The organism is Prosthecobacter debontii, assembly GCF_900167535.1.
GTDB lineage: Bacteria > Verrucomicrobiota > Verrucomicrobiia > Verrucomicrobiales > Verrucomicrobiaceae > Prosthecobacter > Prosthecobacter debontii.
The window spans coordinates 1-23,306 of record NZ_FUYE01000001.1; the positions used below are offsets into that span (position 1 = coordinate 1).

Annotated in this window: 29 protein-coding genes; 13 read left to right on the top strand and 16 right to left on the bottom strand. The window is 55.9% G+C overall.

Going from position 1 to position 23,306, the window contains the following annotated elements:
- From B5D61_RS27160 to B5D61_RS00025, 5 genes are all read left to right on the top strand, one after another.
- A partial coding sequence (locus tag B5D61_RS27160) for a transposase (protein WP_139372966.1) occupies positions 1-326 on the top strand: 326 nt, incomplete at its 5' end.
- Between the two features lie 83 nt (positions 327-409).
- The gene (locus tag B5D61_RS00010; protein WP_078811248.1) at positions 410-1,303 is read left to right on the top strand and encodes an SPFH domain-containing protein; all 894 of its coding nucleotides are present in this window, start codon (positions 410-412) and stop codon (positions 1,301-1,303) included.
- A gap of 35 nt (positions 1,304-1,338) precedes the next feature.
- The gene (locus tag B5D61_RS00015; RefSeq protein ID WP_078811249.1) at positions 1,339-1,536 is read left to right on the top strand and encodes a type II toxin-antitoxin system antitoxin; all 198 of its coding nucleotides are present in this window, start codon (positions 1,339-1,341) and stop codon (positions 1,534-1,536) included.
- Between the two features lie 91 nt (positions 1,537-1,627).
- Entirely contained in the window at positions 1,628-2,002 is a 375-nt protein-coding gene (locus B5D61_RS00020; protein WP_078811250.1) for an NADH-quinone oxidoreductase subunit A, read from the top strand.
- A gap of 17 nt (positions 2,003-2,019) precedes the next feature.
- Complete coding sequence (locus tag B5D61_RS00025) at positions 2,020-2,337, top strand: Dabb family protein (protein WP_078811251.1); 318 nt, start codon at positions 2,020-2,022, stop codon at positions 2,335-2,337.
- 89 nt (positions 2,338-2,426) lie between these two features.
- Here the strand turns inward: B5D61_RS00025 and B5D61_RS00030 are convergent, their stop codons facing one another.
- From B5D61_RS00030 to B5D61_RS00045, 4 genes are all read right to left on the bottom strand, one after another.
- Entirely contained in the window at positions 2,427-3,473 is a 1,047-nt protein-coding gene (locus tag B5D61_RS00030) for a hypothetical protein (protein ID WP_078811252.1), read from the bottom strand.
- Positions 3,474-3,716: 243 nt separating this feature from the next.
- A complete protein-coding gene (locus tag B5D61_RS00035; protein WP_342753350.1) occupies positions 3,717-4,004 on the bottom strand; it encodes a DUF1330 domain-containing protein in 288 nt (95 codons plus the stop codon).
- Positions 4,005-4,189: 185 nt separating this feature from the next.
- Positions 4,190-4,573, bottom strand: a complete 384-nt coding sequence (locus tag B5D61_RS00040; RefSeq protein ID WP_078811253.1) for a VOC family protein — start codon at positions 4,571-4,573, stop codon at positions 4,190-4,192.
- 46 nt (positions 4,574-4,619) lie between these two features.
- On the bottom strand, positions 4,620-5,429 hold the full coding sequence (locus B5D61_RS00045) for an SDR family oxidoreductase (protein ID WP_078811254.1): 810 nt from the start codon (positions 5,427-5,429) through the stop codon (positions 4,620-4,622).
- A 134-nt stretch (positions 5,430-5,563) separates the two neighbouring features.
- On the opposite strand from B5D61_RS00045, the gene B5D61_RS00050 reads away from it, so the two are divergent.
- On the top strand, positions 5,564-6,499 hold the full coding sequence (locus B5D61_RS00050) for an AraC family transcriptional regulator (RefSeq protein WP_078811255.1): 936 nt from the start codon (positions 5,564-5,566) through the stop codon (positions 6,497-6,499).
- A 353-nt stretch (positions 6,500-6,852) separates the two neighbouring features.
- Here the strand turns inward: B5D61_RS00050 and B5D61_RS00055 are convergent, their stop codons facing one another.
- The 6 genes from B5D61_RS00055 to B5D61_RS00080 form a co-directional block, all read right to left on the bottom strand.
- Positions 6,853-8,061 (bottom strand): hypothetical protein, encoded by a 1,209-nt coding sequence (locus B5D61_RS00055; protein ID WP_078811256.1) that lies wholly within the window; start codon positions 8,059-8,061, stop codon positions 6,853-6,855.
- Entirely contained in the window at positions 8,061-9,776 is a 1,716-nt protein-coding gene (locus B5D61_RS00060) for an adenylate/guanylate cyclase domain-containing protein (RefSeq protein ID WP_078811257.1), read from the bottom strand. The genes B5D61_RS00055 and B5D61_RS00060 overlap by 1 nt, the downstream gene beginning before the upstream one ends.
- A 17-nt stretch (positions 9,777-9,793) precedes the next feature.
- Positions 9,794-10,438 (bottom strand): carboxypeptidase regulatory-like domain-containing protein, encoded by a 645-nt coding sequence (locus B5D61_RS00065; RefSeq protein WP_078811258.1) that lies wholly within the window; start codon positions 10,436-10,438, stop codon positions 9,794-9,796.
- A gap of 118 nt (positions 10,439-10,556) precedes the next feature.
- Positions 10,557-12,443, bottom strand: a complete 1,887-nt coding sequence (gene nagB, locus B5D61_RS00070) for a glucosamine-6-phosphate deaminase (protein ID WP_078811259.1) — start codon at positions 12,441-12,443, stop codon at positions 10,557-10,559.
- Between the two features lie 162 nt (positions 12,444-12,605).
- Positions 12,606-13,244 carry a bifunctional 4-hydroxy-2-oxoglutarate aldolase/2-dehydro-3-deoxy-phosphogluconate aldolase gene (locus B5D61_RS00075; protein ID WP_078811260.1) on the bottom strand — a complete coding sequence of 213 codons (639 nt, stop codon included), beginning with the start codon at positions 13,242-13,244 and terminating at the stop codon, positions 12,606-12,608.
- 153 nt (positions 13,245-13,397) lie between these two features.
- Entirely contained in the window at positions 13,398-13,760 is a 363-nt protein-coding gene (locus tag B5D61_RS00080; protein WP_245846409.1) for a putative quorum-sensing-regulated virulence factor, read from the bottom strand.
- A gap of 97 nt (positions 13,761-13,857) precedes the next feature.
- Here B5D61_RS00080 and B5D61_RS25535 point away from each other — a divergent pair, with 97 nt between their 5' ends.
- Positions 13,858-14,607: a hypothetical protein gene (locus B5D61_RS25535; protein ID WP_139372967.1), complete on the top strand. Its 750-nt coding sequence runs from the start codon at positions 13,858-13,860 to the stop codon at positions 14,605-14,607.
- Between the two features lie 16 nt (positions 14,608-14,623).
- On the opposite strand, the gene B5D61_RS00090 is transcribed toward B5D61_RS25535, so the two are convergent.
- The 3 genes from B5D61_RS00090 to B5D61_RS00100 form a co-directional block, all read right to left on the bottom strand.
- Positions 14,624-15,091 carry a hypothetical protein gene (locus tag B5D61_RS00090; RefSeq protein WP_078811262.1) on the bottom strand — a complete coding sequence of 156 codons (468 nt, stop codon included), beginning with the start codon at positions 15,089-15,091 and terminating at the stop codon, positions 14,624-14,626.
- Positions 15,092-15,193: 102 nt separating this feature from the next.
- A complete protein-coding gene (locus B5D61_RS00095) occupies positions 15,194-15,835 on the bottom strand; it encodes a hypothetical protein (RefSeq protein WP_078811263.1) in 642 nt (213 codons plus the stop codon).
- 55 nt (positions 15,836-15,890) lie between these two features.
- A complete protein-coding gene (locus B5D61_RS00100; protein WP_078811264.1) occupies positions 15,891-16,682 on the bottom strand; it encodes an alpha/beta hydrolase family protein in 792 nt (263 codons plus the stop codon).
- A 150-nt stretch (positions 16,683-16,832) separates the two neighbouring features.
- On the opposite strand from B5D61_RS00100, the gene B5D61_RS00105 reads away from it, so the two are divergent.
- The 5 genes from B5D61_RS00105 to B5D61_RS00125 are packed head-to-tail and all read left to right on the top strand — an operon-like array spanning position 16,833 to position 21,282.
- Positions 16,833-18,473: a peptide chain release factor 3 gene (locus B5D61_RS00105; protein ID WP_078811265.1), complete on the top strand. Its 1,641-nt coding sequence runs from the start codon at positions 16,833-16,835 to the stop codon at positions 18,471-18,473.
- Positions 18,474-18,528: 55 nt separating this feature from the next.
- Positions 18,529-19,071: a hypothetical protein gene (locus B5D61_RS00110; RefSeq protein WP_139372968.1), complete on the top strand. Its 543-nt coding sequence runs from the start codon at positions 18,529-18,531 to the stop codon at positions 19,069-19,071.
- Positions 19,072-19,081: 10 nt separating this feature from the next.
- Complete coding sequence (locus B5D61_RS00115) at positions 19,082-19,408, top strand: putative signal transducing protein (protein WP_078811267.1); 327 nt, start codon at positions 19,082-19,084, stop codon at positions 19,406-19,408.
- A gap of 21 nt (positions 19,409-19,429) precedes the next feature.
- Complete coding sequence (locus B5D61_RS00120; RefSeq protein WP_078811268.1) at positions 19,430-20,656, top strand: redoxin domain-containing protein; 1,227 nt, start codon at positions 19,430-19,432, stop codon at positions 20,654-20,656.
- Entirely contained in the window at positions 20,653-21,282 is a 630-nt protein-coding gene (locus B5D61_RS00125; RefSeq protein ID WP_078811269.1) for a tetratricopeptide repeat protein, read from the top strand. Before B5D61_RS00120 ends, B5D61_RS00125 begins: the two co-directional genes overlap by 4 nt.
- A gap of 52 nt (positions 21,283-21,334) precedes the next feature.
- Here the strand turns inward: B5D61_RS00125 and B5D61_RS00130 are convergent, their stop codons facing one another.
- On the bottom strand, positions 21,335-21,991 hold the full coding sequence (locus tag B5D61_RS00130; protein WP_078811270.1) for a class I SAM-dependent methyltransferase: 657 nt from the start codon (positions 21,989-21,991) through the stop codon (positions 21,335-21,337).
- Positions 21,992-22,114: 123 nt separating this feature from the next.
- Between B5D61_RS00130 and B5D61_RS00135 the strand changes: the two genes are divergently transcribed.
- Positions 22,115-22,615 (top strand): hypothetical protein, encoded by a 501-nt coding sequence (locus tag B5D61_RS00135; protein WP_078811271.1) that lies wholly within the window; start codon positions 22,115-22,117, stop codon positions 22,613-22,615.
- A 2-nt stretch (positions 22,616-22,617) separates the two neighbouring features.
- On the opposite strand, the gene B5D61_RS00140 is transcribed toward B5D61_RS00135, so the two are convergent.
- Both B5D61_RS00140 and B5D61_RS00145 read right to left on the bottom strand, forming a co-directional pair.
- Positions 22,618-23,001: a type II toxin-antitoxin system death-on-curing family toxin gene (locus tag B5D61_RS00140; RefSeq protein WP_245846410.1), complete on the bottom strand. Its 384-nt coding sequence runs from the start codon at positions 22,999-23,001 to the stop codon at positions 22,618-22,620.
- A 17-nt stretch (positions 23,002-23,018) separates the two neighbouring features.
- Complete coding sequence (locus tag B5D61_RS00145; protein WP_078811273.1) at positions 23,019-23,249, bottom strand: AbrB/MazE/SpoVT family DNA-binding domain-containing protein; 231 nt, start codon at positions 23,247-23,249, stop codon at positions 23,019-23,021.
- Between the last annotated feature and the right edge of the window lie 57 nt (positions 23,250-23,306).

Consider the following 23,306-nt stretch of genomic DNA (forward strand, 5'->3'; position numbering starts at 1 on the left):
CAGCTTTTGTCACTTACATTGAGCAGGTGCTCTGCCCGACGTTGAGATCGGGAGATATCGTGGTCATGGACAATCTGTCGGTGCATAAGAGTCCAGAAGTCCAGAGGCTTGTCGAGGCGGTGGGAGCCGAGGGGCGCTTCCTTCCAGCTTACTCGCCGGACCTCAACCCGATTGAGAAGATGTGGAGCAAGATCAAGAACTCGCTGCGCAGCCTGGAGGCCCGCACACCGGAGCAACTAGATGCAGCCATCAGCGTAGCGTTCTCAAAGGTCACCGCCAAAGACGCCATGGGTTGGTTCGCTTCTTGCGGTTATAGTATTATTTAATATGCTCTAGGGTAAAAATTATTCTCGCATTCAAATATCAAAGTGATATCACTTTGATATTCAATTCAACCCGACACGCTTTTATGAGCACGCCCACTCCTCGCAGCACGGAACGCACGATTAGCACGGCCAGTGGTTGGCCGGTTTTGTTCTTGGTCCTTTTGACATTGCTGGGCGCGGCCGCGCTGATGCTGGTCAACATTGCGGCGGATAAACCGTCAGCGGGTCAGATCATCGTGGCCATTTTGCTCGTTCCGGTCTTGGGAGTCGTCACCAAGGGCTTTTTTACGCTTCAGCCGAATGAGGCGGTGGTGCTTCTGCTCTTTGGGGCTTATCGGGGCACGGAAAAGCGCGCGGGCTTTCACTGGACGAATCCCTTCTATACTCGAAGCAAAGTTTCTCTCCGCTCGCGTAACCTGAACTCTGAGCGGCTGAAGGTGAATGACAAGCGTGGCAACCCGATCGAAATCGGGGTGGTGGTGGTCTGGCGTGTGGCAGATACGGCTCAGGCGGTTTTCGATGTCGAAAACTGCAACCAGTATGTCTCCATTCAGAGTGAATCAGCTGTGCGTCACTTGGCTTCCACCTATGCCTATGATCATGGGGAGGACAATGAGATTACCCTACGCAATGGTGGTGACGAGGTGGCCCAGGCTCTCCAGCAGGAGCTGCAAGAGCGGCTGAGCAAGGCGGGCGTGAAGGTGGAGGAAGCGCGAATCGCTCACCTCGCCTATGCCCCCGAGATTGCTCAGGCCATGCTGCGCCGTCAGCAGGCCGAGGCCGTGATCGCTGCCCGGCAGAAGATCGTACATGGGGCGGTGAGCATGGTGGAGATGGCGCTGAATGAATTGGCTGAAAAGCAGGTGGTCAGCCTGGATGATGAGCGTAGAGCCTCCATGGTCAGCAATCTGCTCGTGGTGCTCTGTGCCGAGTCAGAGGTGACTCCGGTGGTGAATACAGGCACGCTTTACCACTGATTTAACCTGATCTAATCCGTTCTTTCTATCCCCCCATGGAAAGCCGCAAATCCTTCCTTCTACGCATCAACCCTCAGCTCTGGAAAGAGCTGGAGGGCTGGGCCGAGGCGGATATGCGCAGTGTGAATGCTCAGATCGAATTCATCCTGAAACAGGCGGTGCAGCGGCGGAAAGGGAGCGGAAAACCGCCCTCGCTACAGGAGGGATCAGAGGCAATTCCGAAGGAGAGCTGAGCGGGAAGACCTCCGCGAAAGCCTAAACCGTGGTCGCCAACTTGACGCCTCCTCCCGGTTCGGCTAATACTCCGCGCCCCTTTTCCCCGTCATGACCGAGAATTATCTGCCCGTCCTTTTGCAAGTGCTCATCGCGAGCGGTTTTGCTGGCGCTACCCTGCTGGCATCCGTGATTTTCGGCAAGGCGGCCAAGCGCAACAAGCTGAAGGACAGTGCTTATGAGTGTGGGATGCTGCCCCTGACCGAGGGGCAACCACGTTTCAGCGTGAAGTTCTACATCGTGGCGATGCTGTTCGTGCTGTTCGATATCGAGGTGGTGTTCCTCTATCCAGGTGCCATCATCTATCGGGATTACCTCGCCGTTTACGGCACGGGCATTGCTTGGGCAGCTCTGGGTTTCATCTCCATCTTGGGAGTGGCCTTCCTCTACGCCTGGCGCAAAGGTGCGCTGGACTGGAAGAACTGAACCCGCGCTTTCCTCACATGATCGCTTACCTCAGCCTCTATAAACTTAGACCCGAGGTCACCGAGGAAAAGCTGGAGGACATGATGTCCCGCACGCGCATGGCTCTGCTGCGGGTGCCTGAGGTGCTGACGGTGAAAACCGGCAAGCGAGTCAACCCATCCGATCCCTACCCCTGGTTCGTGTATGTGGAGGTGGAGAGCATGGATAAGCTGGCGATTTGTCAGGACGATCCGCACTACATCAAGTTTCGTGAAGAAGTGATCCGGCCCCACGTGGCGGAGCAGGAGGCGACGGCTTTTGAAATGGAGCCGCGCAAGGATGTGAAATACTCCTGATCCTTGCTCTGACAGGAAACAAAAACCACAAAACACCCCGGCACAGACGTCTGTGCTCGGGGTGCTGGGGGCTCCGGGGGGAGATTCGTTCAGTTAGCGCGGCGGAGCAGCATGGGGGTATCACCGCTGGCTGTAATCGAGCCGATTTGATTGGCGGCTATGACGTCGAAGGGAGAAGCCAGGGACAGGGCAGGACCTGCCAGCACACCATTGCGACGCACACGGAAGCGGATGAGGCCTTTGGTGATTTCGGCGCTGGCTTCGTCGATGGTGAAAACCACGGGAGTCATGTTACCGATCTGGAGGGTCGGATTCACTGTCAGGCGGCCGTCATCGGTCACGACCATGCGGTTGAACTGACCGCCGAACTGAAGATTCCAAGGTGTGCTGGTAGCGTTGCCACCCATGCGCAGAACTTCCGTGACGGTGAAAGGTTCGATGGTCAGATCCACACGTTTCAGGAGAGTGGTGACAGTCGTTCCTGGGGTGGTTGGCAGCTTCACGGATTCCTGAATGGAAAACAGCGGCTGGCGGGTGATTGAGGTCAGAGTGGACTCCGTGACGAAAGTCAGATTCAGGGGCAGAGCGGTGCGGGTGCTGAGCACGCGGGAGATGAAGTGAGCCTGACCCGCCGGGATGACGGTGTTGGCAGGCAGGAGTTCTGTGCTGCCTGTTTTGACACTGCCAATGTCCCACTGGGCGGTATTGATGACGCTAATGCCTGGGGATCTCTTGCTCAGAGACACCACAGAGAAGCTGGACTGCACGCGGCTGCGAAGCTGGCTGCCGCTCATGAGCGTTGTCGGGCCGGTGATCGCCAGATTCGGGATGGTGAAGCGGATCAAGGTGGGTGTGACGTAGATCACCGGGGCTGACACAGGCAGGCCGATGGTGGTGCGGAATTGAATGTGGGTAACGGTCAGAGGCTCTGCAATGACGGCTCCACCGTTGGTGATGCGATCTGAAGCAAGGTTGGCCAGGACGGATTCGCCCACGGGTGCCGAAGCAGGGACGAAGGAGGTGATGACCGGGATGCCGGTGGGCGATACGGTGCTCTGAGCCGATAGAGATTGGCTGAGACCCACGGCGAGCATGAGCAGGGTGTAGAACTTCAGAATGGAGGATGTTGTTTTCATAATCGTGCGCTATTTGAGTGAAGAGGGGCTCATTCATCGAGCGAGCCTTGGTTCACGGGGCAGATGCAAGGCCGCCCACGAACTTGCGCAGATTCTGAAAATAATTTTTTCATAGCCTCATGAGAGGAGCGCGGATGCGCTTATCCGCCTTTTTCACATAGAGCAGAGCCACGAATATCGAAGATGCGGTCAGATCCTCCCTGTTCATCTACGGGATTCGCGTTCACGCTGCCTTGCCAGAACTCAGTCCTGGGGTGTTGTGCCCTCTACCAGAATGCCACGATAGACCGCGCCTTTGACCCGATGCTCCCGGGCTTTTTGGTAGGCAGGGCTGTGATACCAGGCCCGGGCCGCCTCCATGCTGGGAAACTCAGCAATCACGACTCCCTCTGTGCTTTCGCCTTCCCACACTTCATGCGGTCCATATCCGGAGAGCACCTTGATGGGGTGCCCTTCCAGGGTGGCCGGTGCCTCTTTCCAGTAGGCTTCCAGCTCGGCCCGGTCGAGAGTCTTCTCACGGGTGAAGACGATATAAGCAGGCTTCGTGGTAGGGGGCTTCTGCCCTGGCGGCTGTGCTGAGGATGCTTCAGCTCGAGATACTTTCGTGGATGGATCGCAAGCGACCAGTGTCATGGCGGCGAAGATGGTGCCTGCGATGAGGAAGGGTTGTTTCATCACTATCAATGCGTTCAGGGTTCTACAGGGTCCCGGTGGAGTTATGCCACAGGCTCGGTGCACACGGCTTCAATGTTGCAACCATCTGGGTCAAAGACATAGGCGGAGTAGTAGTCAGGCCCGTGGTCGGGAGTCAGTTCCGGCTTCCCGTTATCCCGACCTCCTGCAGCAAGGCCAGCCGCGTAAAATTCCTCCACCTGCACCCGAGTTGAGGCCGTGAAGGCAATGTGGCACCGGGTCACTTGCGTCGCGCCCTCTTGGATAAAGAAATCTAGCCCGCCCTTGATGCCAAAACCAACGCCCTTTGTCCCTGTGCTGGACGTGTACTCCGGGGTGGCCGAGTATCCGAGCGGTGCCAGCGCCTTCTGATAGAATTCCAGACTGGCGGACAGATTGCTGACGGTGATGATGATATGGTCAATCATAAATAAAGTGTTTTATGTTAATAGTTTGGCTGTTGTGCTTTCTTGGTTAGGCGGTCGGGACCGTGCCGCCATCAATGACATATTCCGTCCCGGTAATGGAGGTCGCCCGAGGCGATACGAGAAACGCAATCAGGTCGGCCACCTCCGCTGGCTTCGCCGGACGCCCCACGGGGATACCGCCCAGGCCATTCATGACGATCTGCTTTGCTCCTTCGTAGTCCGTGCCCGAACTCTCTGCGATGCGTTGGAGAAAGGGGTCGGCTGCTTCCGTCTCTACCCATCCCGGCGACACGCGCACCACGCGAATGCCCTTGGGAGTGACTTCCTTCGAAAGGCTCTTGCTGTAGGTGGAGAGCGCCGCCTTGGCCGCTGCATAGGCAGTCGTGGATTCCGGCAGTGGGAGCTCGTGCTGGATGGATGTCACATGCACGATGACACCTGAGCCTTGCTCAATCATCGCCGGAAGCAGCGCCCGGTCTATGCGGACAGCACTCATCAGGTTCAGGTTGAGTTCGCTTTGCCAGACATCGTCATCGAGCTTAACGAAGCCACCGGCCGGTGCGTTTGAGCCGCCTACGACATTGATAATGATATCCACTCCTGCGAGAAGCCGATGCACCTCGCCCGTGACCATGGCACACCCCTCGGCAGTGGCCACATCCGCGGCAACGTAGTGCACACCCGGCACCGGATTTCGCGGTGCCTCACGTGCGGTGGTGACAATCCGAGCCCCCAGACCATGCAGAGTTTCCAAAACGGCGGCACCAATGCCCTTGGTCCCCCCAGTGACAAGGACACGGCGGCCATGGAGATGAAGGTCAAAACTGAATCTAGGATTGTTATTAGTATTGTTCATGAGATAAATCGTTTGGTTGACGGGTGACTTTTATCTCGCCAAGACTGGAAAAACAATGGCAGTAAGTCCTAAATTCTGGTCCAAAACGCCAAAAGAAGATGCATTTTCTGTCTTTTTAGGCAATTGCTAGTCCTATGGATGTTCTCGCTCATATGATGTCCCTCATGCGGACCAAAGCCTCGCTTTACGGACGGCTGGAGTTCACTGCTCCTTATGGATTCCGATTCCCCGCCAAAGACGGCATCTGTCTCATGGTGACACGAGGTTCATGCTATCTGGGTGTCGATGACTCACCGCTGGTTTCTCTGGTGGGCGGCGACTTCGTTCTCATGCCGACTCCTGGCCAATACACCATTCGCAGCAGCCCTGAGGTGTCTCTACGCCCCTGCGAAGAAGTAGCATCTGCGGAGGAGTTTCACCGCACCCGCCTGATGTGCTTTGACGGTGGCCAGGGGCCTTCCACTTCGATCGTTGCGGGATGCTTCTCGCTGTCCACGACGGAGAGCAAGCTACTGGTCAAGCATCTTCCCTCAATCGTTCATCTGCAAGGCTCTGGGAGCCACATTGAACCGTGGTTTCAATCGACCTTGCAATTCATCGCCGCGGAGGTGTCCCAGAAGCTGCCGGGTGGCACTGCCATCGTGGACCGGCTGGCGGAGGTTCTTTTTGTGCAGGCGATGCGATCCCGCATCGGCTCCTCAGCCGCCACGGACAAACCAAGCTGGCTGCGGGCTCTAGATGATCCGCAGGTAGGCCGGGCCATCGAACTCATGCACGCAGAGCCGGAGCGACAGTGGACCGTCGATGAACTTAGCCAGTGCGTCGCCATGTCGCGCTCGGCGTTCGCGGAGCGGTTCCGGAGGTTAGTGGGAGAGACGCCCATGGACCATCTCACCCAGTGGCGTATGGTGAAGGCTGGCCATATGATGAGGGCCAAGCCGACGATAAAGCTCGAGGAAATCGCCCTGGCAACGGGCTACGAGTCGGAGAGCTCCTTCGGCAAGGCCTTCCGCCGAGTCATGGGCGTTTCCCCGGGTAAATATCGCTCCATGAACAACGCTGATATCTAGGCTTCTAATTCCAACAGTGCCTGCCCTTCATCCCTAGATTGTCTAAAAGGGTAAAATGGAAGGCGGTTGCCTTCTTTGGGAGGAATCAAACAACTCTTGTGCCGCTTTGCTGGGGCGCCTATCCGATGATCGATTGGAGAATCTCTATACTTTCAAGGCAACATGGAACGTTACCCATTCCAACTCTTTATACAGCCACTGCCGAAAAACTGGCAAAACAGGCCCACTGACTGCAACTCGTTGCAAAGGCCAAAATGTCGCCGTCCCTTGATCTGCAAGGGATGGCAACAGGTTGCAACACTGTGCAAAAGATGCGCATATAACAAGAGTGCCCGCGCTCCTCTCAGGACACTCTAGAACTTCACCGTGATCTGAGCGGCGAGGAAATGATTACCTTCCTCATCACGGCCTGAACGTTCCGCGATGCTATACTGCAATTTGGCTTGGAACTGACGGCTGAAACGATAGCCAACAGAGACATCCGCGCGCCAGCCATCGAGATCCCAAGCCGTGCCCGTGCCTGGGACATTGCCAAACCAACTTTGATTCCAACGTCCGGCGATCCACCATTGCGAGTTCAGTTTGTATTTGGTTTCGAGAAATCCGCTGAAGACACGCACTCCTCCGACATTGGGAACTTCAAAACGGCTGGTCATGAGTTCACTCCACACCTGCCAGGCTCCATGCGACCATGCGGCATCCAGGCCAAAGGTGGTTTGATCAAAGTCGCGGTAGTGACTGCCCGCAGGGAGGGTGCTTTGGGCTTCCTTCATCAAGTAGGGGCCGTGGCTGAAGGAGCCTCCCAAATTCCACTCCGGTGCCGGACGCCAACCAAGCCGCCCGGTATAAGTGGTGCTGTCCCAACCATTTTCGACGACGTCCCAGGAACGCGGCGCGGATGAGAGAGACGCATTCTTGATTTCAAAGGCATAGTCCACCGGTCCGAGTTGACCGAAGACGGAGGCACCGCTGGCATACGAAGGTCCCCAGATGAGGGGAAGCCAAGTCCGGCGGTTGTCCGGCAGGAAGCGGCGATTGAGAAACCCAGCCAAAGGCACGGCACCATCATCACTGACAGGAAGCATGTCATTGTAAGCCATTGGGGCTGTAATGAAAGGGTTCTCCCAGGAGAGCCGACGCTCCGTCCATGATCCGAAAGCTGTGGCGAATTTGCCTAACCGAAAGTTAATGAGATCATTCGAGGTGGGTTTCCACTCCACAAAATATTCGTCCAACCGTGTTTGCCCATCCGCAGCGAAGCCAGGATCGAAACCCCGATCTGTGCGCATTTGGAGATGAGCCCGCAGATGCTCGGTGGCTTGAAGATAGAGAAAGAGGATCAACCGAGGATTGAAAAACACCTCGTCATCCGTGTCCAACAAACCCATGGCGGGAGTTTCTGGGACATAAAGTTCCAAATCCAGTAACCCTGACAGATCGGTGCGGAACGTTGGATCTGGTGTCGCCAGGGTGAGGGCTCGATCCAGATTTTCAAGCCATCCCTGAGCGCGCAGGGAAGCTGTCGTGAGGGTCAGGAAAAGAAGAATCAGGATTGTTTTCATCACACGGAGGGCGTGGGTAAAACTTGAAAAGCAGGAATGGACTCGGAGAAACCTTTCAGCTTCAGTGGTGAAAGTGCCCGTGTCGAGATCGTGGGTGGAATCAGGGCCTGCGTGGCGACATCGATCACGATTTCACCCGCAGCCGCAGAGCTACAGAGCCGAGCGGCAAGATTCACATGCTCACCGACGACGGTGTAGTCAGCACGCTTCTCGGCACCAATGCAGCCAGCCACGACTTCTCCGGTGGCGATGCCGATGCCGATATTCAGAGGATGGCTGGCCTCAGTGTTGAGGCGCTGTCTTTCAGCCAGCATCTCCACGGCGCAGCGGACAGCATTCTCGGCATCGGAGCCATGTGTGGTCGGCGCACCAAATAGGATCATGATGGCGTCTCCGGCAAATTGATTGATGACGCCATGCCAACGATAAACGATCTGAGTCAGCGCTCCCATGTGGTGATTCAGCACGGCGATGACATCGCGTGGATCGCGCCCGGCACTGAAGGCGGTATAACCGCGGATATCGCAGAAAATGACAGTGACTTTTCTCAGTTCGCCCCCGAGCTGGATGGACCCCGAAATAAGCTGTTCCGCCACTTTGGCATCGGCCACCATACTTAGCACCGAGTGATAACGTTCCTTTAATGCCAAGCCCTCGGTCATGTGATTGAACGAATCATTGAGCTGCGTGAGTTCATCGGAACTGGCTTGCGCCAATCGCACCTGGAAATTACCCGCACGCACCTCTTGGGTTGCTTGAACCAAGTCTTGGATGGGGCGTGATAACTGCTCGGCAAACCAACCGCCAGCCCAAGAGGCCAGCAGCAATGCGACACCGCCGATGCCGATGATCTGCCAAAGCAAGGTCTGCTGGCGCGCCTGAAGATCAGCGAGTGAAAAGACACTGACCAGCCAAGCCGGAGGTAAACGCGAACCTGCATTGAGCAGATGTAATTGCACGAGGTGATCAATGCCTTGATCCCTAAAGGAGAAGCGAATTTGGTGAGACTCCGGCCCGGCTTTGATTTTTTCCGCGAGAGCGTGGGTCAATGATTGAGGAAGCCTCGAGCCAAAGGCTTGCCCATTACTCCAAAGGGCGGATTCCACATGTGGAGCCTGAGGATTGTCTCTGGAAGACTCCGGCATGAATCGGGCGGCATTCTGCCCCAGAAACAAGGTCCCGACGGTTTGATCGAATTTCCGAATCTGCATCCCCAGCACGCGGTGCAGTTGGGCCTTGCCTTGCGCATCTGGCAGGTGGACAAAACCGGCCTGGGCCTCCTCCAGATCTTCCGGGATGGCTTTGGCATAGTCGGTCAGTTGCTGAGCGAGAGCTTTTTCTTGAGCGTCTGCTAGCTGACCACTCCGGCTGTCTTCGGGCGGATGCATGATGCCGCTCTGTGTGCTGGCGAGCCGGAAGAAGTCGAATTCGGCCAATCGCAATTCATCGGCCGCCACATTGTAGGTCTCTGGATCACCCTCTTCCAGGGCTGCGAAGAGTCGCACCGAACTGGCCAGCTGGGCCGCTTGTTTACGTGCGGTGGCAAGTTGAGTGTCTTGTTCCCGACGAAACAGATCCATCTGCTGCTCAAACAAGGTATCGACCATGCCTTGATAGGCAGCGCTGTTCTGAGACTGAGCGACCCACAAAACTCCTGCCGTCGTACCTGCGACCACGACGACGATGGCTTGCTGGAGCTTGGCTCGAAAAGTCATGGGGAGCTGGCGACGAATTAGCGAGCAAGCTGCACAGTGGTGCTCTTCCGGTCGATGACGGTCACTTTTTTCTGGAGGGTTTTTTCTGAAGGCAGCAAGGCCTTGATCTCATATTCGCCTGCGGGCAGGCCTGTAATTTTGAATCGTCCTTGGTTATCCGTGATCGAAAACCAGGGTGTATCGAGAACGAGGACTCGACAGCGCATGTGCTGGTGGATTTCGCAGTAGATTTTGACGAGGCCCGGTTTGTCAAAAGTGATTCGCGGGCTGGGTTCTGATTTGCGAAAGCGTCCAAGGTCGAAGCGCCGAATCTTCGAGAAGCTGAAGACGTTGTGAAATTCATCGTCTTCATTGGGGAATTCCGCGCTGGCACCCGTTTGCAGAGCAACGATGGAGGGGCGGAATTGATAGCCGTTTTGCCGAATGCGCACGACTTCCCCGACACGAGTCCTGGGGTAAGTGATCCCGGGGCTTTCGAGCCAAACGATAGCAAGACCCGACTCTTCCGCCTGCACAGGTTTGAGCGTTTTGGGCTTGTAGCCCGGCTCGACCTCAGGGGGGCGTAGTGAATCGAGAACGACGGTGCCCTCCACAGTGCCATGGGCATGGACGTGGGCTGTGCACAGCAGGAGAGTCAGGAAGGGCAGAAGCAAGGCCTTCATCCTGACCATGAAAGCCGCATTTCTTCAGAATGCTAGCTGACAAGTCTGTGACAGGCCGATGCTTGATGGATGGAGGCTGTCAGAGGGTCGGCAGCCCCGCATCATCGTGCATTCTTCACTAAACACGGCTCCAGCGTTGGAAGGTCTCGATGGCTTCGTATTCGGCGAGGCCAAGAGCGTCATAGTGGCTGGCGTTTTGGCGATTGCTCTCGGGTGAGGAGAGCTCCAGGCTGGAAAGGGAGCCGTAGCGGGAAAGTGCGCGGGCTTTGCGTTCCAGCTGCATGGGGCTGAGAGGAACGGCCATGTCAATCTCATGGGCTGCGAGAGGCTTCTCCTTGCCGCGATAGAGCCAGAGGCTGGCACTACCCGCCCACTCTTCTTTGTGGCAGGCTTTCAGAGAGCTTTCCAGAAGCTTGAAACAAATGCCAGACACGCTGCTCGGATCGGCGGCGTCACCGGTGGCATAAATCTGATGAGGCTTGTGCTCACGAAGTAGCGAGGTCAGCGCTTCGATGTCTGCTTCGGTGCTTTTGAATCTGCGGTAACGCCCTTGTTCATAGAAGGGCAGGCCGAGGAAGGTGACATGATCGGTGCCGACATTGCAGGCGTGGGCTGCATCGCGGAGTTCACCGCGTAGGATCAGGCCCTTCAGTTGACGCAGCATGGGGGTGTCTTCGCCGAACTCGCCCTTGTCTTCCAGTTGCTTCAGCACTTCTCGGGCATAGGCCACCTGGCTCTGCCAAGCGGGGCTATCTTCCACCACACCGGCGAGTTCCTGCAGGGTGCCTGCAAACTTGTCAGCCTCGCTGTCTGAAATTCGCAGACTGCCGCTGGTGAGCGCGACGATACGCACGTCGTGCCCCTGTTCGACGAGACGCTCGATGGTACTGCCCATGGCAACAATGGCGTCCTGGGGTTCGGGGCTGAAAACGAGCACGCGCTTCGGATAAGGCGTGGCACGTTCGGGGCGATAGGTGTCGTCTTCGTTCGGCTTGCCCCCAGGCCATCCAGTAATGGTGTGCTGGAGTTGATTGAAGATGCGGATGTTGAGCTGATACGCAGGGCCCTGCTCAGAGAGGAGATCGCTCAGACCGTGTTCATTGTAGTGCTCATCGGTGAGTTTCAGCACCGGACGATTGGTCTTGAAAGCCTGCCAGCAGACGGCACGGCGGGTCTCACGCGGTGTCCAGGAGACGGGGCCGACCAGCCAGGGCAGCTTCACTCGTGTGAGTTCGCGAGAGGCACCTTCATCAATGCAGAAGCGGGCATCTGGGTGATCCTGAAGGAAGGAGGCGGAGATGGCTTCAGTGACAGGACCTTCGACGGCTTTAGCTACCATCTCGGCCTTGTTTTCACCCCAGGCCATGAGCACCAGCTTCTTGCCACGCAGGATGGTGCCTACCCCCATGGTGATGGCAAAGTGAGGCACGTTTTCCTCACCGCGGAAGTCAGCGGCTGCGTCTTGACGCGTGACGCGATCCAGGGTGATGCGGCGGGTGAGGGAGTCGCGGCTGGAACCGGGTTCGTTAAAGCCGATGTGACCTGTGCGGCCAATCCCCAGGATCTGAAAATCAATGCCGCCCGCAGCGTCGATCTTCTCCTCATATTCGCGGCAATGCGCGAAGACCTGATCCCCCGGCACAGTGCCGCTGGGGATATTGATGTTGGCTTTCGGGATGTCGATGTGATCGAAGATCTGCTCCCGCATGAAGCAGGCGTAACTTTCAGGGTGGTCGCCCGTCAGGCCGTAGTATTCGTCGAGGTTGAAGGTGATGACGTTTTTAAAGCTCAGGCCTTCTTCTTTATGCAGGCGGATCAGTTCCCGATAAAAGGGCACCGGCGTGGAACCTGTCGCCATGCCGAGCACGACGTTTTTGCCTTCTTTAGCGCGCTCTTCAATGAGGGCTTTGACTTCAGCGGCCAGGGCTTTGGCTGCAGCTCCAGAGTTGGGGAAAATGTGAGTGGGGATCTTCTCGTATGACTCGGCAAGCGTGCGGCGGGACATGGTTGGTGGGTGGTGAAGTTGGGGGTTCCTGCAAGGGGGGAACTGACTTATACGCCCATTCTGGCGGCGTTTCATCAGGGCACAACAAGGAACACCGCAGCATCATCCGGCTCGGTTGCAGACACACGTATTCCTGTGACGAAGATGCGTTTCTTTGCGCAGTCAAGCGTCGCTAAAAGAGCGGGCGATGTCGACACTTTGGGCGGTGGCGCTCCGCACTTTGTCCCAAGCCCCCTCTTGGATCCAATCCCGCTGTGTCATCCAAGTGCCGCCACAGGCGAGCACCGAAGGATTGCTGAGGTAGCGGCTCAGGTTATCCAGATTGACGCCTCCCGTGGGCAAAAAGCGCATTTTCGGAAAAGGTGCTGAGAGAGCTTCAATGGCGTTCAGACCGCCGAAGATGTGTGAGGGGAAAAACTTGACCAGATTCACCCCCAAGTTTTGCGCACGCATGATTTCCGTGGGGGTGACCGCTCCTGGAATGACCAGCAGATCTCGGCGCCAACCATGTCGCAGAATGCTCTCGTCAAGACCCGGGGTAACGATGAACTTCACGCCCAGCCGCCAAGCCGCATCGAATTGAGCCAAGGTCGTGACCGTTCCAGCCCCGACGATCATGTCTCGCCGATCGATGATTCGTTCGAGAGCAGAGAGAGACGTGGGTGTCCTGAGCGTCACTTCGACCAGAGGCAAACCTCCTGCCACGAGGGCATCGGTAAGTGGGATGGCTTTTTTAAGCTCATCAAGGACTACGACCGGGATAGCGCGATGGCGGGAGAGCAGCTCAAGAGTTTCATTCATGCGTTGAGGATCAAGGAATTGTCCAAAACTGAATACCGGGACAAATGCATGAAGTTACAACGCGACAGCGAAAAATACTGCGGCCTGCCCTGGAGTGGGGAATGATGAATGATTTTGTTAGGCTAGAAGTGGCTTGAACCCAGGGAAGAGTGTTCAGCGATTTTCAGGGAAATCAAAACTTCGCCTTTTCTCAGGTCGTAGCTGGGTGGGGCCCCCGCGCTGACGGCGAAAAAGATCGAAAACGACGTCCGAGCCGTCCGCCTTCATCTGATGCACCATTTGCAGGAGTTTGCCGAGTCGTCCCTTGGGAAACCCACCTTTGCTGGCGAACCAGCCGAGGTATTCCGCAGGAAGATCATAGATAGGCACGCCGTAAGGCGGATGATTCTGTGGGCCATATTTGCCAAAGGGCATGAACGTCCGTCCAATCTCTTCAAGATCGCGTTGCATCTGAGTGGTCAGGTCGTCCATAGACACATTGTTCGCGAGGTTCTCGCGTTCGTCACGAAAAGACATGGCCACCGATTCTTGAAGCGACAAAGCACACGTCCTTTTCTGGATCTGGGCTCGAATCAATGATGTCTCTATGGAGACATAACCCTTTCGATGTCCTATGAAAACAGGTTCCTCTTGTTTCGTCTGCCGGGTGTGGCTGGGACTTTGTCTTTGCCTGACTTTTTCACCCGCTTTTCTTTCTGCCCAGGAGAAATCCTCACGTGGGCAAAGCATGGCCCTAGGGCGCGGCAAGCCTGAGGTGCGCCGTGGCTCAACCGCTAGGGACCGGTTGCGTCTGCGTCCTCTCCGGCTCGGTTCCGCCTATCCGTCGCGTGGAGCTTCTCCCGCCTACTCTGACCGCATGTCGGCTGAAAGTTCGGCTGCAATGACAGGCGCTGCCTATCCCGCCCACTGGACTCATCCAGGCATGGCGGCCCCGACTGTCACGATCCGGGTGTCATCTTCAGATCGAATGGGACACCGCACCATTCGGGAAGTGGAAGCCAGCCCTTCACGGGTCACATTCTTACCGGATGGCACCGTGATCACTCGAGAAGAATTGTATCCACCTGTGGACCCGGCTCTGGTCGAGATGCAACCCGAACTGGATGCGCTGGGCTTGCAGCCTACGACTTCAGGCATTCAGTTTCCAAATTCCGCCTTAGCTCCGCCGCCACCCCCCACAGCCCCGACGCCGCCACCCGCACCTAAGCCCGATCTCAGTAAGGTCGCTCGGGCAGAGGTTATCACGCCTGGGCTGTTGGTGAAAAGCCCTTATCCCCCCCATTTCTTGCTGGATGTGCGGGGACTACGCTCGGGTTCGTTGGCTCAAGATCCAGCTTCCAAAAAGATCTTCCGCGTGCCTTGATCCTACGAACGGAAGCTCAAGCTTCCGAGGGTGCGTCAGCCAAAGCCCTCTGAGCCACTTGAAGGCGTAAATTTTCCACGAACTGGATTTGACGGGTAGCCCCTGCTTCCAGTTCAGGGAGATTTAGCCCGGTGTCGAGGCAAGAAAGTGAACGCCAGAGCCGCAGCTTACCTTCAATGCCGAGCACGAGCATCTCCAGAACTTCGAGAGTGCCCAATTCTCCTTCCGCCTTCACCTTCGTCATGAAGAGTTTTTCCGCCATCCAAGCCCCTGCTTTTTTCAAGGCGCTTTCATCTTGCACCAGCTTGCTGAGCAAGGCCTTCACCACAGCTTGATCGGCCTCTACCTCCGTCTTAAGTTTGACGATTTGTGTCCCTTCCCGGCAATCTTGGAAAGCAATGATGAGATGATCCAAAGCCTCCAGCGCAACAATTGAACCCGCCAGATGATCTCGTAGATAGGTGGTTAGGTTTTCGAGGTTCATACCGAAAAAATGTCTGAGTGATGAATATCGTGCATCAGCAGCAGAGTAGATGCCTGGATAAGATGGAAAACCATCGTTGAGTTCTGGCAGTTTAACGATCGCTTATTCCAGCGCCCACACCTTAATGTTATCCAGCTTTACCTCGTCGCCATCCTTGCCTCCCATGCGGAAAACAAGGCCTGGTTTTTTGACATGAAAGTCGGGAGCCTTGGCTTTAAGCGGCTCCTTGCCGTTGATCTGAGCCACGACTTCATCGCCTTTGCACTCCAGTAAGAGCGTATAGGTTGTGTCGGGATCGAAATCGGTTTTGGCCGTGGCGTGGACCTTGGTCTTTGATTCAGGATTGGCCTTGTCATTGTGCTCGATCAAAGACCAACTTTTAGGCGTGACCACGACGGAGAAAAGGTGCCCTTTCTTCTTCAATTCACTCGGCGCGGGATCATAACCGAGGTTGATGATCCGCATGGAGCCGAGTTGGAAATCCATCTGCACGGCGCAGTCTTGCACCGGCAGTCGATAGCGAAAGGCACCGATGTGTTGGTCGCTGGATTTTTCTCCGGCCAAGAGCTGTCCGTCTTCCACGCGTAAGGTGCCTGTGTTGGCATTCCAGCCTTTGGGAACGGCTTCGCCCGAGAAACTTTCATCCAGCAATAAGTCACTCTTTTGGCCAAGGGTTGGGCTGAGATCCGCAGCCAGGAGAGGAAGAACGGAGCTGGTCAAAAGCAGGTAGAGAAGACACTTCATGGTGAGCTCGTGAACGATCTCTGTGGGCCCATCTATGCGCTGTTTGGGGTAGGATTTAAGGTTTCTTCAGCACTTCGTGTTGGGTGAACCAATCGCGAATGAGTTTAAAAACTTCGGTTCGCATAGTCTGATCGATGGGGTGTCCTTGGCCATCGGCGACGAGGCGGTCATTGGGGACTTTTTGTTGGTCCAAAACCTTTTTCAGCATCTCGGATTGTTCGGGACGGACGACGTTATCGTCCATGCCATGAAGCATGAGAAAGGGCGTGAGGATTTTTTCGGCCGCCTCAACGGATGGAGCGGGGTAGCCGTCTCGCGGGGCTAAACCACTCCCGGTGATGGCAGCGGCTTTGATTAGGCGAGGTTCGAGGGCCGCGAGCCCGATGGTGACGAAGCCTCCCACGCTGTGCCCGTAGGCACTGATTCGCTGGGGATCGACCTCCGGCAGCGACTGGAGAATTTGAATGCAGGCGCGTGCTCGACGGATGTTTTTGTCGCTGGCTCCTTGATCAGAACTGGATTGCGGATTCCCTCGCATGGCTGAGCTGGCATGTGTGTAATCGGGGGCGATGCAGACCATGCCCCAGGCCACCATTTCACGGGCTTTTTGCCGGCCGAAGCTGGTCGCACTGCCTCCCTTTCCATGACTGATGAGAACAGCAGGGAAGGGGCCTTTCCCTGCGGGCTTGAGGAGGATGCCGCTGACCTCATCACCGTCCACCACGCAGGTCCAGCGTTCACCTCGGAGCACAAATTTCTCGGGCGGTTTCGTGGCACGAGGAGTTTCAGCGTGGAGCAGGCACGGGAGGAAAACGGCGAGACTGGCGAGAAAGTGACTGCGTTTCATAACGGCGGCTTCGGGAACAAATACAGAGCTTAAACCCAGAAAATCGCGGTGGTTGCGTCGTGGGGCGATGCCGTTGAATTCGCGCCTGCCAGGAATCGTCCTTGAGAAAAGGCGCCGGGGAGGCGATGGAAACCACCCGTTTTTTCTGCTATGTCCGAAGTCGCCGCCAAAGCCCCCCACGAAGTCAGCCGCCGCCGCACCTTCGCGATCATTTCCCACCCTGACGCCGGTAAAACGACGCTGACGGAAAAGCTCCTGCTCTATGGGGGTGCCGTGCAACTCGCGGGTAGTGTGACGGCGCGTAAGAATCAGCGGGCGACGACCTCGGACTGGATGGAGCTGGAAAAGCAGCGTGGTATCTCGGTGTCATCCACGGTGCTCCAGTTTGAATACAAAGATTGCGTGGTGAATCTGTTGGATACCCCCGGTCACAAAGACTTCTCGGAGGACACTTATCGCGTGCTCACCGCCGTGGATGCGGCGGTAATGGTGATTGACGCCGGTAAGGGGATCGAGAGCCAAACGCTGAAGCTCTTCGAAGTCTGCCGCCGTCGTGGCGTGCCGATTTTCACTTTCATGAACAAGCTGGATCGCCCGGCTCGTCCACCGCTTGAACTGTTGGATGAACTGGAGCGCGTGCTCGGCATCGCCGCTTGTCCGATGAACTGGCCACTGGGTGATGGGGTGGATTTCAAGGGGGTGTTTGATCGTGAATCGAATCAGGTCCACCTCTTTGAGCGAACCGTCGGTGGCAAGTTCCGTGCGCCGGTGAATGTGAAGGGCATCGAAGACGACAGCGTGCGGGATGCCCTGCCACCGTTGGTCTATCAGCGTGTCTGTGATGAGCTGGATCTGCTGGAGGGCGGAGGCTCTCCGTTTGATTTCGATCAAGTTCGTAAGGGTCAGCTCTCCCCCGTCTTCTACGGCAGCGCGATGAATAACTTCGGCGTGCAGATGATGCTGGACGGCTTCCTCAAAATTGCGCCACCTCCCGCGCCACGCATGTCAGGGGATCAATTTATCGAGCCTGCGAGCCCGAATTTCAGCGGCTTCGTCTTCAAAATTCAGGCCAACATGAACCCGAAGCATCGTGACCGTGTGGCTTTCATTCGCATTGTCTCCGGCTGCTTCCAGCGTGACATGAGCGCCACCAATACCCGCACGGGAACACGCATGCGGTTAGGTAACTCGCAGCGTCTGTTCGCTCAGGAGCGTGAAACGGTCAATGAAGCCTGGGCGGGTGATGTGGTGGGTCTGGTGGGGAACTATGATCTCCAGATCGGTGATACCTTATCGGAGGAAGCAGGCATCAAATTCGACGAGATGCCGACTTTCCCGCCGGAGTGTTTTGCGTATCTGCACAATGAAAACACCTCCAAATTCAAACGCTTCCGTGAAGGTCTGGATCAGCTTCTCAAGGAAGGTGTGGCTCAACCCTTCGAGCTGCCCGATGCCGCCGTTCGTGTGCCTTTGTTAGGCGCCGTGGGACCTCTTCAGTTCGATGTGCTGAAGTATCGCCTGGAGAGCGAATACAACGCGGAGGTGCGCCTGGAATTTGCGCCCTGGAGTTTAGTGCGCTGGATCAAAGAGAAAAACCCAGAAGACGCTCCCAAGCCTGTTCGCGGACAGGTGGGGCCCTCCCGCCCTAACCTCGTGGCCTCCTACGACACGACTTTGGCTCAAGATGTCCACGGCAATTGGGTCGCGCTCTTCGGCGACAAAGTCAGCCTCGGTTACTTTGAATCCAAGAACGCCGAGAAGTTCCACATCAGTCCATTTCCGGTGAGTTAAGAAGAAACGTTTCCGAGCTTTCCAAATCTTACCGTAGCCCTCATTCTGATGGGATATGCGTCAAATATTGTATTCCGTCCTCTTTGCTGTCGTCTCACTCACTGCCGCTGTTGCGGAAACTGTGGACCTCGGGGCTTATGGAAAAGTGAGTCTAGATGTGCCTGAGGGGTGGACATCTGAAGTGCAGAGACATCCTGCGGGTGTCAACCTGACCGTGCGGCCCAAGGGCGAAGCGAATGCAGCATGTAAGGTCACCGTGATGCTGCTGGATGGTGAAAACGATGTCCCATTTGCCGAAATGGAAAAACGTTGGGTGGGCACGTTGGCTCCCTTTGCCGAGGGATCGGTCGAGAAATCGTCTGAACCAGTGAAGCTCCGCCTTAAGTCGGGTAACGGCATGTATGCCGTTTTTACAGATGCCAGCTTGGTGGGGAAACCTGTGCAGCCCGAGAATTACAAGGTGATGGCACCCGGAATGATTAAGCTGACGAAAGAAGTGATTGTTGCGACGACCATTTTTTGTGATGATAAAGACGGCAAGGAGTTTGCGGATTTGGTGAAAATGCTGGAATCGCTAAGCCTCGATAACACGTTGTAATCGTTGCCGCATGAAACAGATTTTCGTCGATCCTGACCTGACACGCGTGAGCTTTGCTCGGAACGTCCTGGAGGCGGAGGGGATCGCTTGTTTCATCCAGAATGAAAACACGCGCACCCTCGGGCCAAGCGTCGCAGGCTACAGTTACACGCAGCTCCTGGACCCCGCCCTATGCGTCCTGGATGAGACGCAGTGGGAGAAGGCGGCGGAAATCATTCAGACGCATTTCAAGAACTCGACTGCGGACGGGCCGGAGTGGCAATGCAAAGGCTGCCAGGAATTGAATCCTGCGGCGTTTGATCTGTGTTGGAACTGCGGTGCCGAGCACGTCGTTTAGCCTTTCTCATCTCATCCTGCCATGAAACCCTGCTTTTTAGTCTTTGCAGCTTTGTGCGCTTTGCTTGTCTCGCCGCTGGCTCATGGAGCCCCGGCTAAAAAAGGCAGTTTCATGCCTGAGGGGTTTCATGAACTTCAGATCGGTGATCAAGCGCCGGACTTTGAATTGTTAGGCATCGATGAAGAGATGCATGGTCTCAGCGAGTATGCCGAAGCTAAGTATCTGATGATCGCTTTCATCAGCAATCATTGCCCGACTTCTCAAGCTATGGAGGGTCGCCTCAAGAGCTTGGCTAAAACCTACAAGAGCAAAGGGTTGAAGGTGGTGGCAATCAATCCGAATGACCCGGCGGCTTTGCGTCCTGATGAGTTAGGCTATTCCCAATACAACGACAGCTTTCCTGAAATGAAGCGCCATGCGAAGGAGCAGGATTTTAACTTCCCTTACCTTTATGATGGCGAAACACAGAAGGTGGCACTGGCCTACGGTTGCCTTGCCACGCCTCATGTCTTCCTGTTCGATCGAGAGCGTAAACTTCGATACCAAGGGCGGTTTGACGATTCTCGTTTTGCCGATCCCCAAACGGTGACCAGCAATGACGCTCAAAACGCTCTGGACGCCATGCTGGCAGGGGCTGAAATCACAGTGCCTGTGACCAAACCTCATGGCTGTTCCACCAAATGGATCTCCAAACGCGATCAGGTAACTGCCGACAATGAGAAGTGGGAGAAAGGCGAAGTGGATGTGCAATTGATCGATGCCAAAGGGGTCGCTGAACTGCGTAAAAATGACACGAAGAAGGTTCGCCTCTTCAACGTCTGGGCCACTTGGTGTGGTCCCTGTGTGAAGGAGTTTCCCGAGCTCGTCGCTACCTCTCGCAAGTTCGGTCTGCGTGATTTTGAGTTCATCAGCGTCAGCCTGGATGACCCTGAGACGGTGGCCGATGTGAAGGCCTTTCTAGAGAAGAACAACGCTATTGTTCCGGATAAACTCAAACCCAGTTTGAAAGCCGAAGGTCGCAGTGGAAATGCCTACATCTTCAATGAAGCCAACAGCGATGCCTTGATCCAAGCGCTCGATCCGGAATGGCCAGGACCGATTCCACACACCTTGGTCGTGGCCCCAGGCGGCGAGGTGATCTTTCGCCACAATGGTCCAGTCGATGGCGATGAACTCCGAGCCAAGATTCTCGATCACATGGGCCGTTTTTATGTGCCGGAATCGGAACCTGCTGTCACTGCCCCATGATTCGTCTTTTACTTCCTTTGTTTGTTTGTCTGGGCACGACGTGGGCCCAAGATGGCGTGTCGCCTAACGAGTTATTTCGTGAAGGTGTGAAAGCCTTTTATGACGCTAAGCCGAAGGAGTCGGTGCAGGCGTTTGATCGCTTGATCGAAAAGGCTCCTCAAGCGAAACCCCAACTCTGGCAGCGCGGGTTATCGCTTTACTACACAGGGGATTTTCAGGCTGGGCGAGAGCAATTCGAGGAGCATCAAACGGTGAATCCTGCGGACGTGGAGAATGCGGCTTGGCATTTCATCTGCGTGGCGCGAGCGGAGAATGTGGAAGCCGCGAGGAAAGCCCTGATCCCGATCGAAGGGGACTCGCGCATTCCCATGAAAGAAGTACATGACTTGTTTGCGGGGAAGGGCACCCCTGAAGAAGTCCTCAAAGCGGCTGAAAGTGGCGACGGGGACGATTTAAGAAACCATCGCTGTTATGCTCATCTCTATCTCGGCCTTTATTTCGAGGCCCTCGGGGATGAAGCCCAAGCCAAGAATCATATGCTCAAAGCCGCGCGTGATTACTCGATGGATCATTACATGGGCACCTGCGCTCAGGTGCATGTGAAAGTGCGAGGCTGGGATCAGTAATGTAGAGCTGTTGCGCCGAAACAGCTTTTTCCGTTGGTGCCCAACGGAGCACTTAACCTTTCCTTTTCAGCACTGCGACCCAGCGATCTACCGATTTACCGGGAGCATCGGAAAGCTCACGAGAGGCCTTGTTGCGCTTGTTGCTCACCACTTCCATGCCGAGGGCTTCGAGAGCTTTCAGCGCTAGCTTATGCTCCACATCGAAGTAGCTGGTAATGACCAACATTCCATCGGGGCGAAGTTTGGCGATGCCCTGATCGAAGATCTTCTTCCAGAGTTCCTGACCGTGCCAGAAGTTCTGATGGCGCAGGAAGACGAGATTGAAGTCGTCACCTAACTCCTTGTGCTGGTCAATCTTGGTGGCGTCTTCGATCAGAAATTTGGCGGGGAGATGAGCGTGCTGATCTCGAGCTTGGCGGATTTCTCGGATGCGGATGTCGGCCCCGACCATTTCCACCTGACCACCCGTGGCGAGTTCCTGACCGACGCAAACCAAGGTTTCGGCTTCGTCACAGCGTCCACAAGCTAGGTTGAGGATGCGCATGTCGGGCTGGGGAGCGAGATTTGGCTTCAACCCGTCGTGTAATAGAGCTTTCAGTTTGGCCATGTCTTGGGCCAGCGCCGGAGGGAGAGGCGCGTCGGCCGAGGCTTGCACGAGGAGAGGGGCTCCTTCGTTCAGGATGAGGTCGGGGCGATCTGACGGGCTCATGGGAACTGAGAATGGATCATGATTTGCGAGTTTTGGCAAGATGGGGAGGATGACGGAAATCGCCCCAGGTAGAATTGATAGTCGCAAATCTGGCATGAATATGGCATATTCAGACCTCCGGATATGAATCGTCGTCTCTATTCGCTCGCTCTGCTCGTCGGTCTGCCGACGCTTTCCTCCGTTGGCGGGGACGTGATTGAGGCACCGCGTGCGACGCCCTGGGCTTCCCGCTGCCAGATTTTGTGCGCGAATTTAGTCACTGCGATTCGGGAGCGTCCCGATACCCTGGAGATGCGCTTGGAGGACGCTTTGGTGATCAATGAATCCTGTGCACCGGAGATCATTACGGCAGCCATGGATGCCGTGCGGGCTAAGCCAGCGCTCGTGCAGAAGATCCTAGAGACCGCCATCAAGATGGTGCCGTCTCGGACCACGATGATGATGGAGGTGGTGCATTCCTACGTCCCTGCCTCGGAGATCCGCCCGGCGATCATTGAAGAAATCCGGACCGCCATTGTTGAGGACGCCCCACCCTTGCAGGAAGAAATCCGCCGAGCCGAGCTGCCCACAACGGCGGTCTCCACGCCCATTGAGGAAATTCGCCGGGCTGAAGTGGTGCGTTAAAGTTAAAGCGTTTGAGCGTCCAGGTTCACGGAATTGGCCTCCAGCCAAGCTGCGTAGCCTGACTCAGTCATTTCACCTGCGGCGAGAGCAAGCGTGCGTATCGCCGCATCCGCTTCAGTGGCTTGAAAACAAAAGCCGTTAAGCTCTAACATCAAAACAGCGGTGACAAAGCCTGTTCGCTTATTCCCATCGAGAAAGGGATGATTTTTCACTAAGCCATAATATGCATAGCCGGCTGCCAAATCGAACAAGTTGGGATGCCCGTAAGCAAAGAGATTTTGTGGCTTGCCTAACGCCGAGTCAAGCAGCCCATCGTCTCGAATGCCAGAGGAACCGCCGTGTTCGTGTAGCGACTGCTCGTGGAGAGCGAGAACGGTTTCTTTCAAGATCCATTCGGGCTCGTTCATTTGGCCAATTCTCGGAGAGTATTGCGGTAGCGCTCCATGATGCTTTGAGCCGCCTTCATTTGGGGACTGACGTCAGGTCTTGCTGTATTTAGGCGCAGGCTGCCATCGGGACCTTCACTCAAAAGCACGGTTTCACCCTCTTCTGCTTTCAAATGAGCGAGCGCTTCTTTGGGCAGAACGAGACCCACAGAATTGCCTATTTTACGTAGTTTGAGTTCAAGAACCATAGGCCCACTGTATCCACGGACGTTATAACATCCACAGAATAACAGTGACTGCTGTAG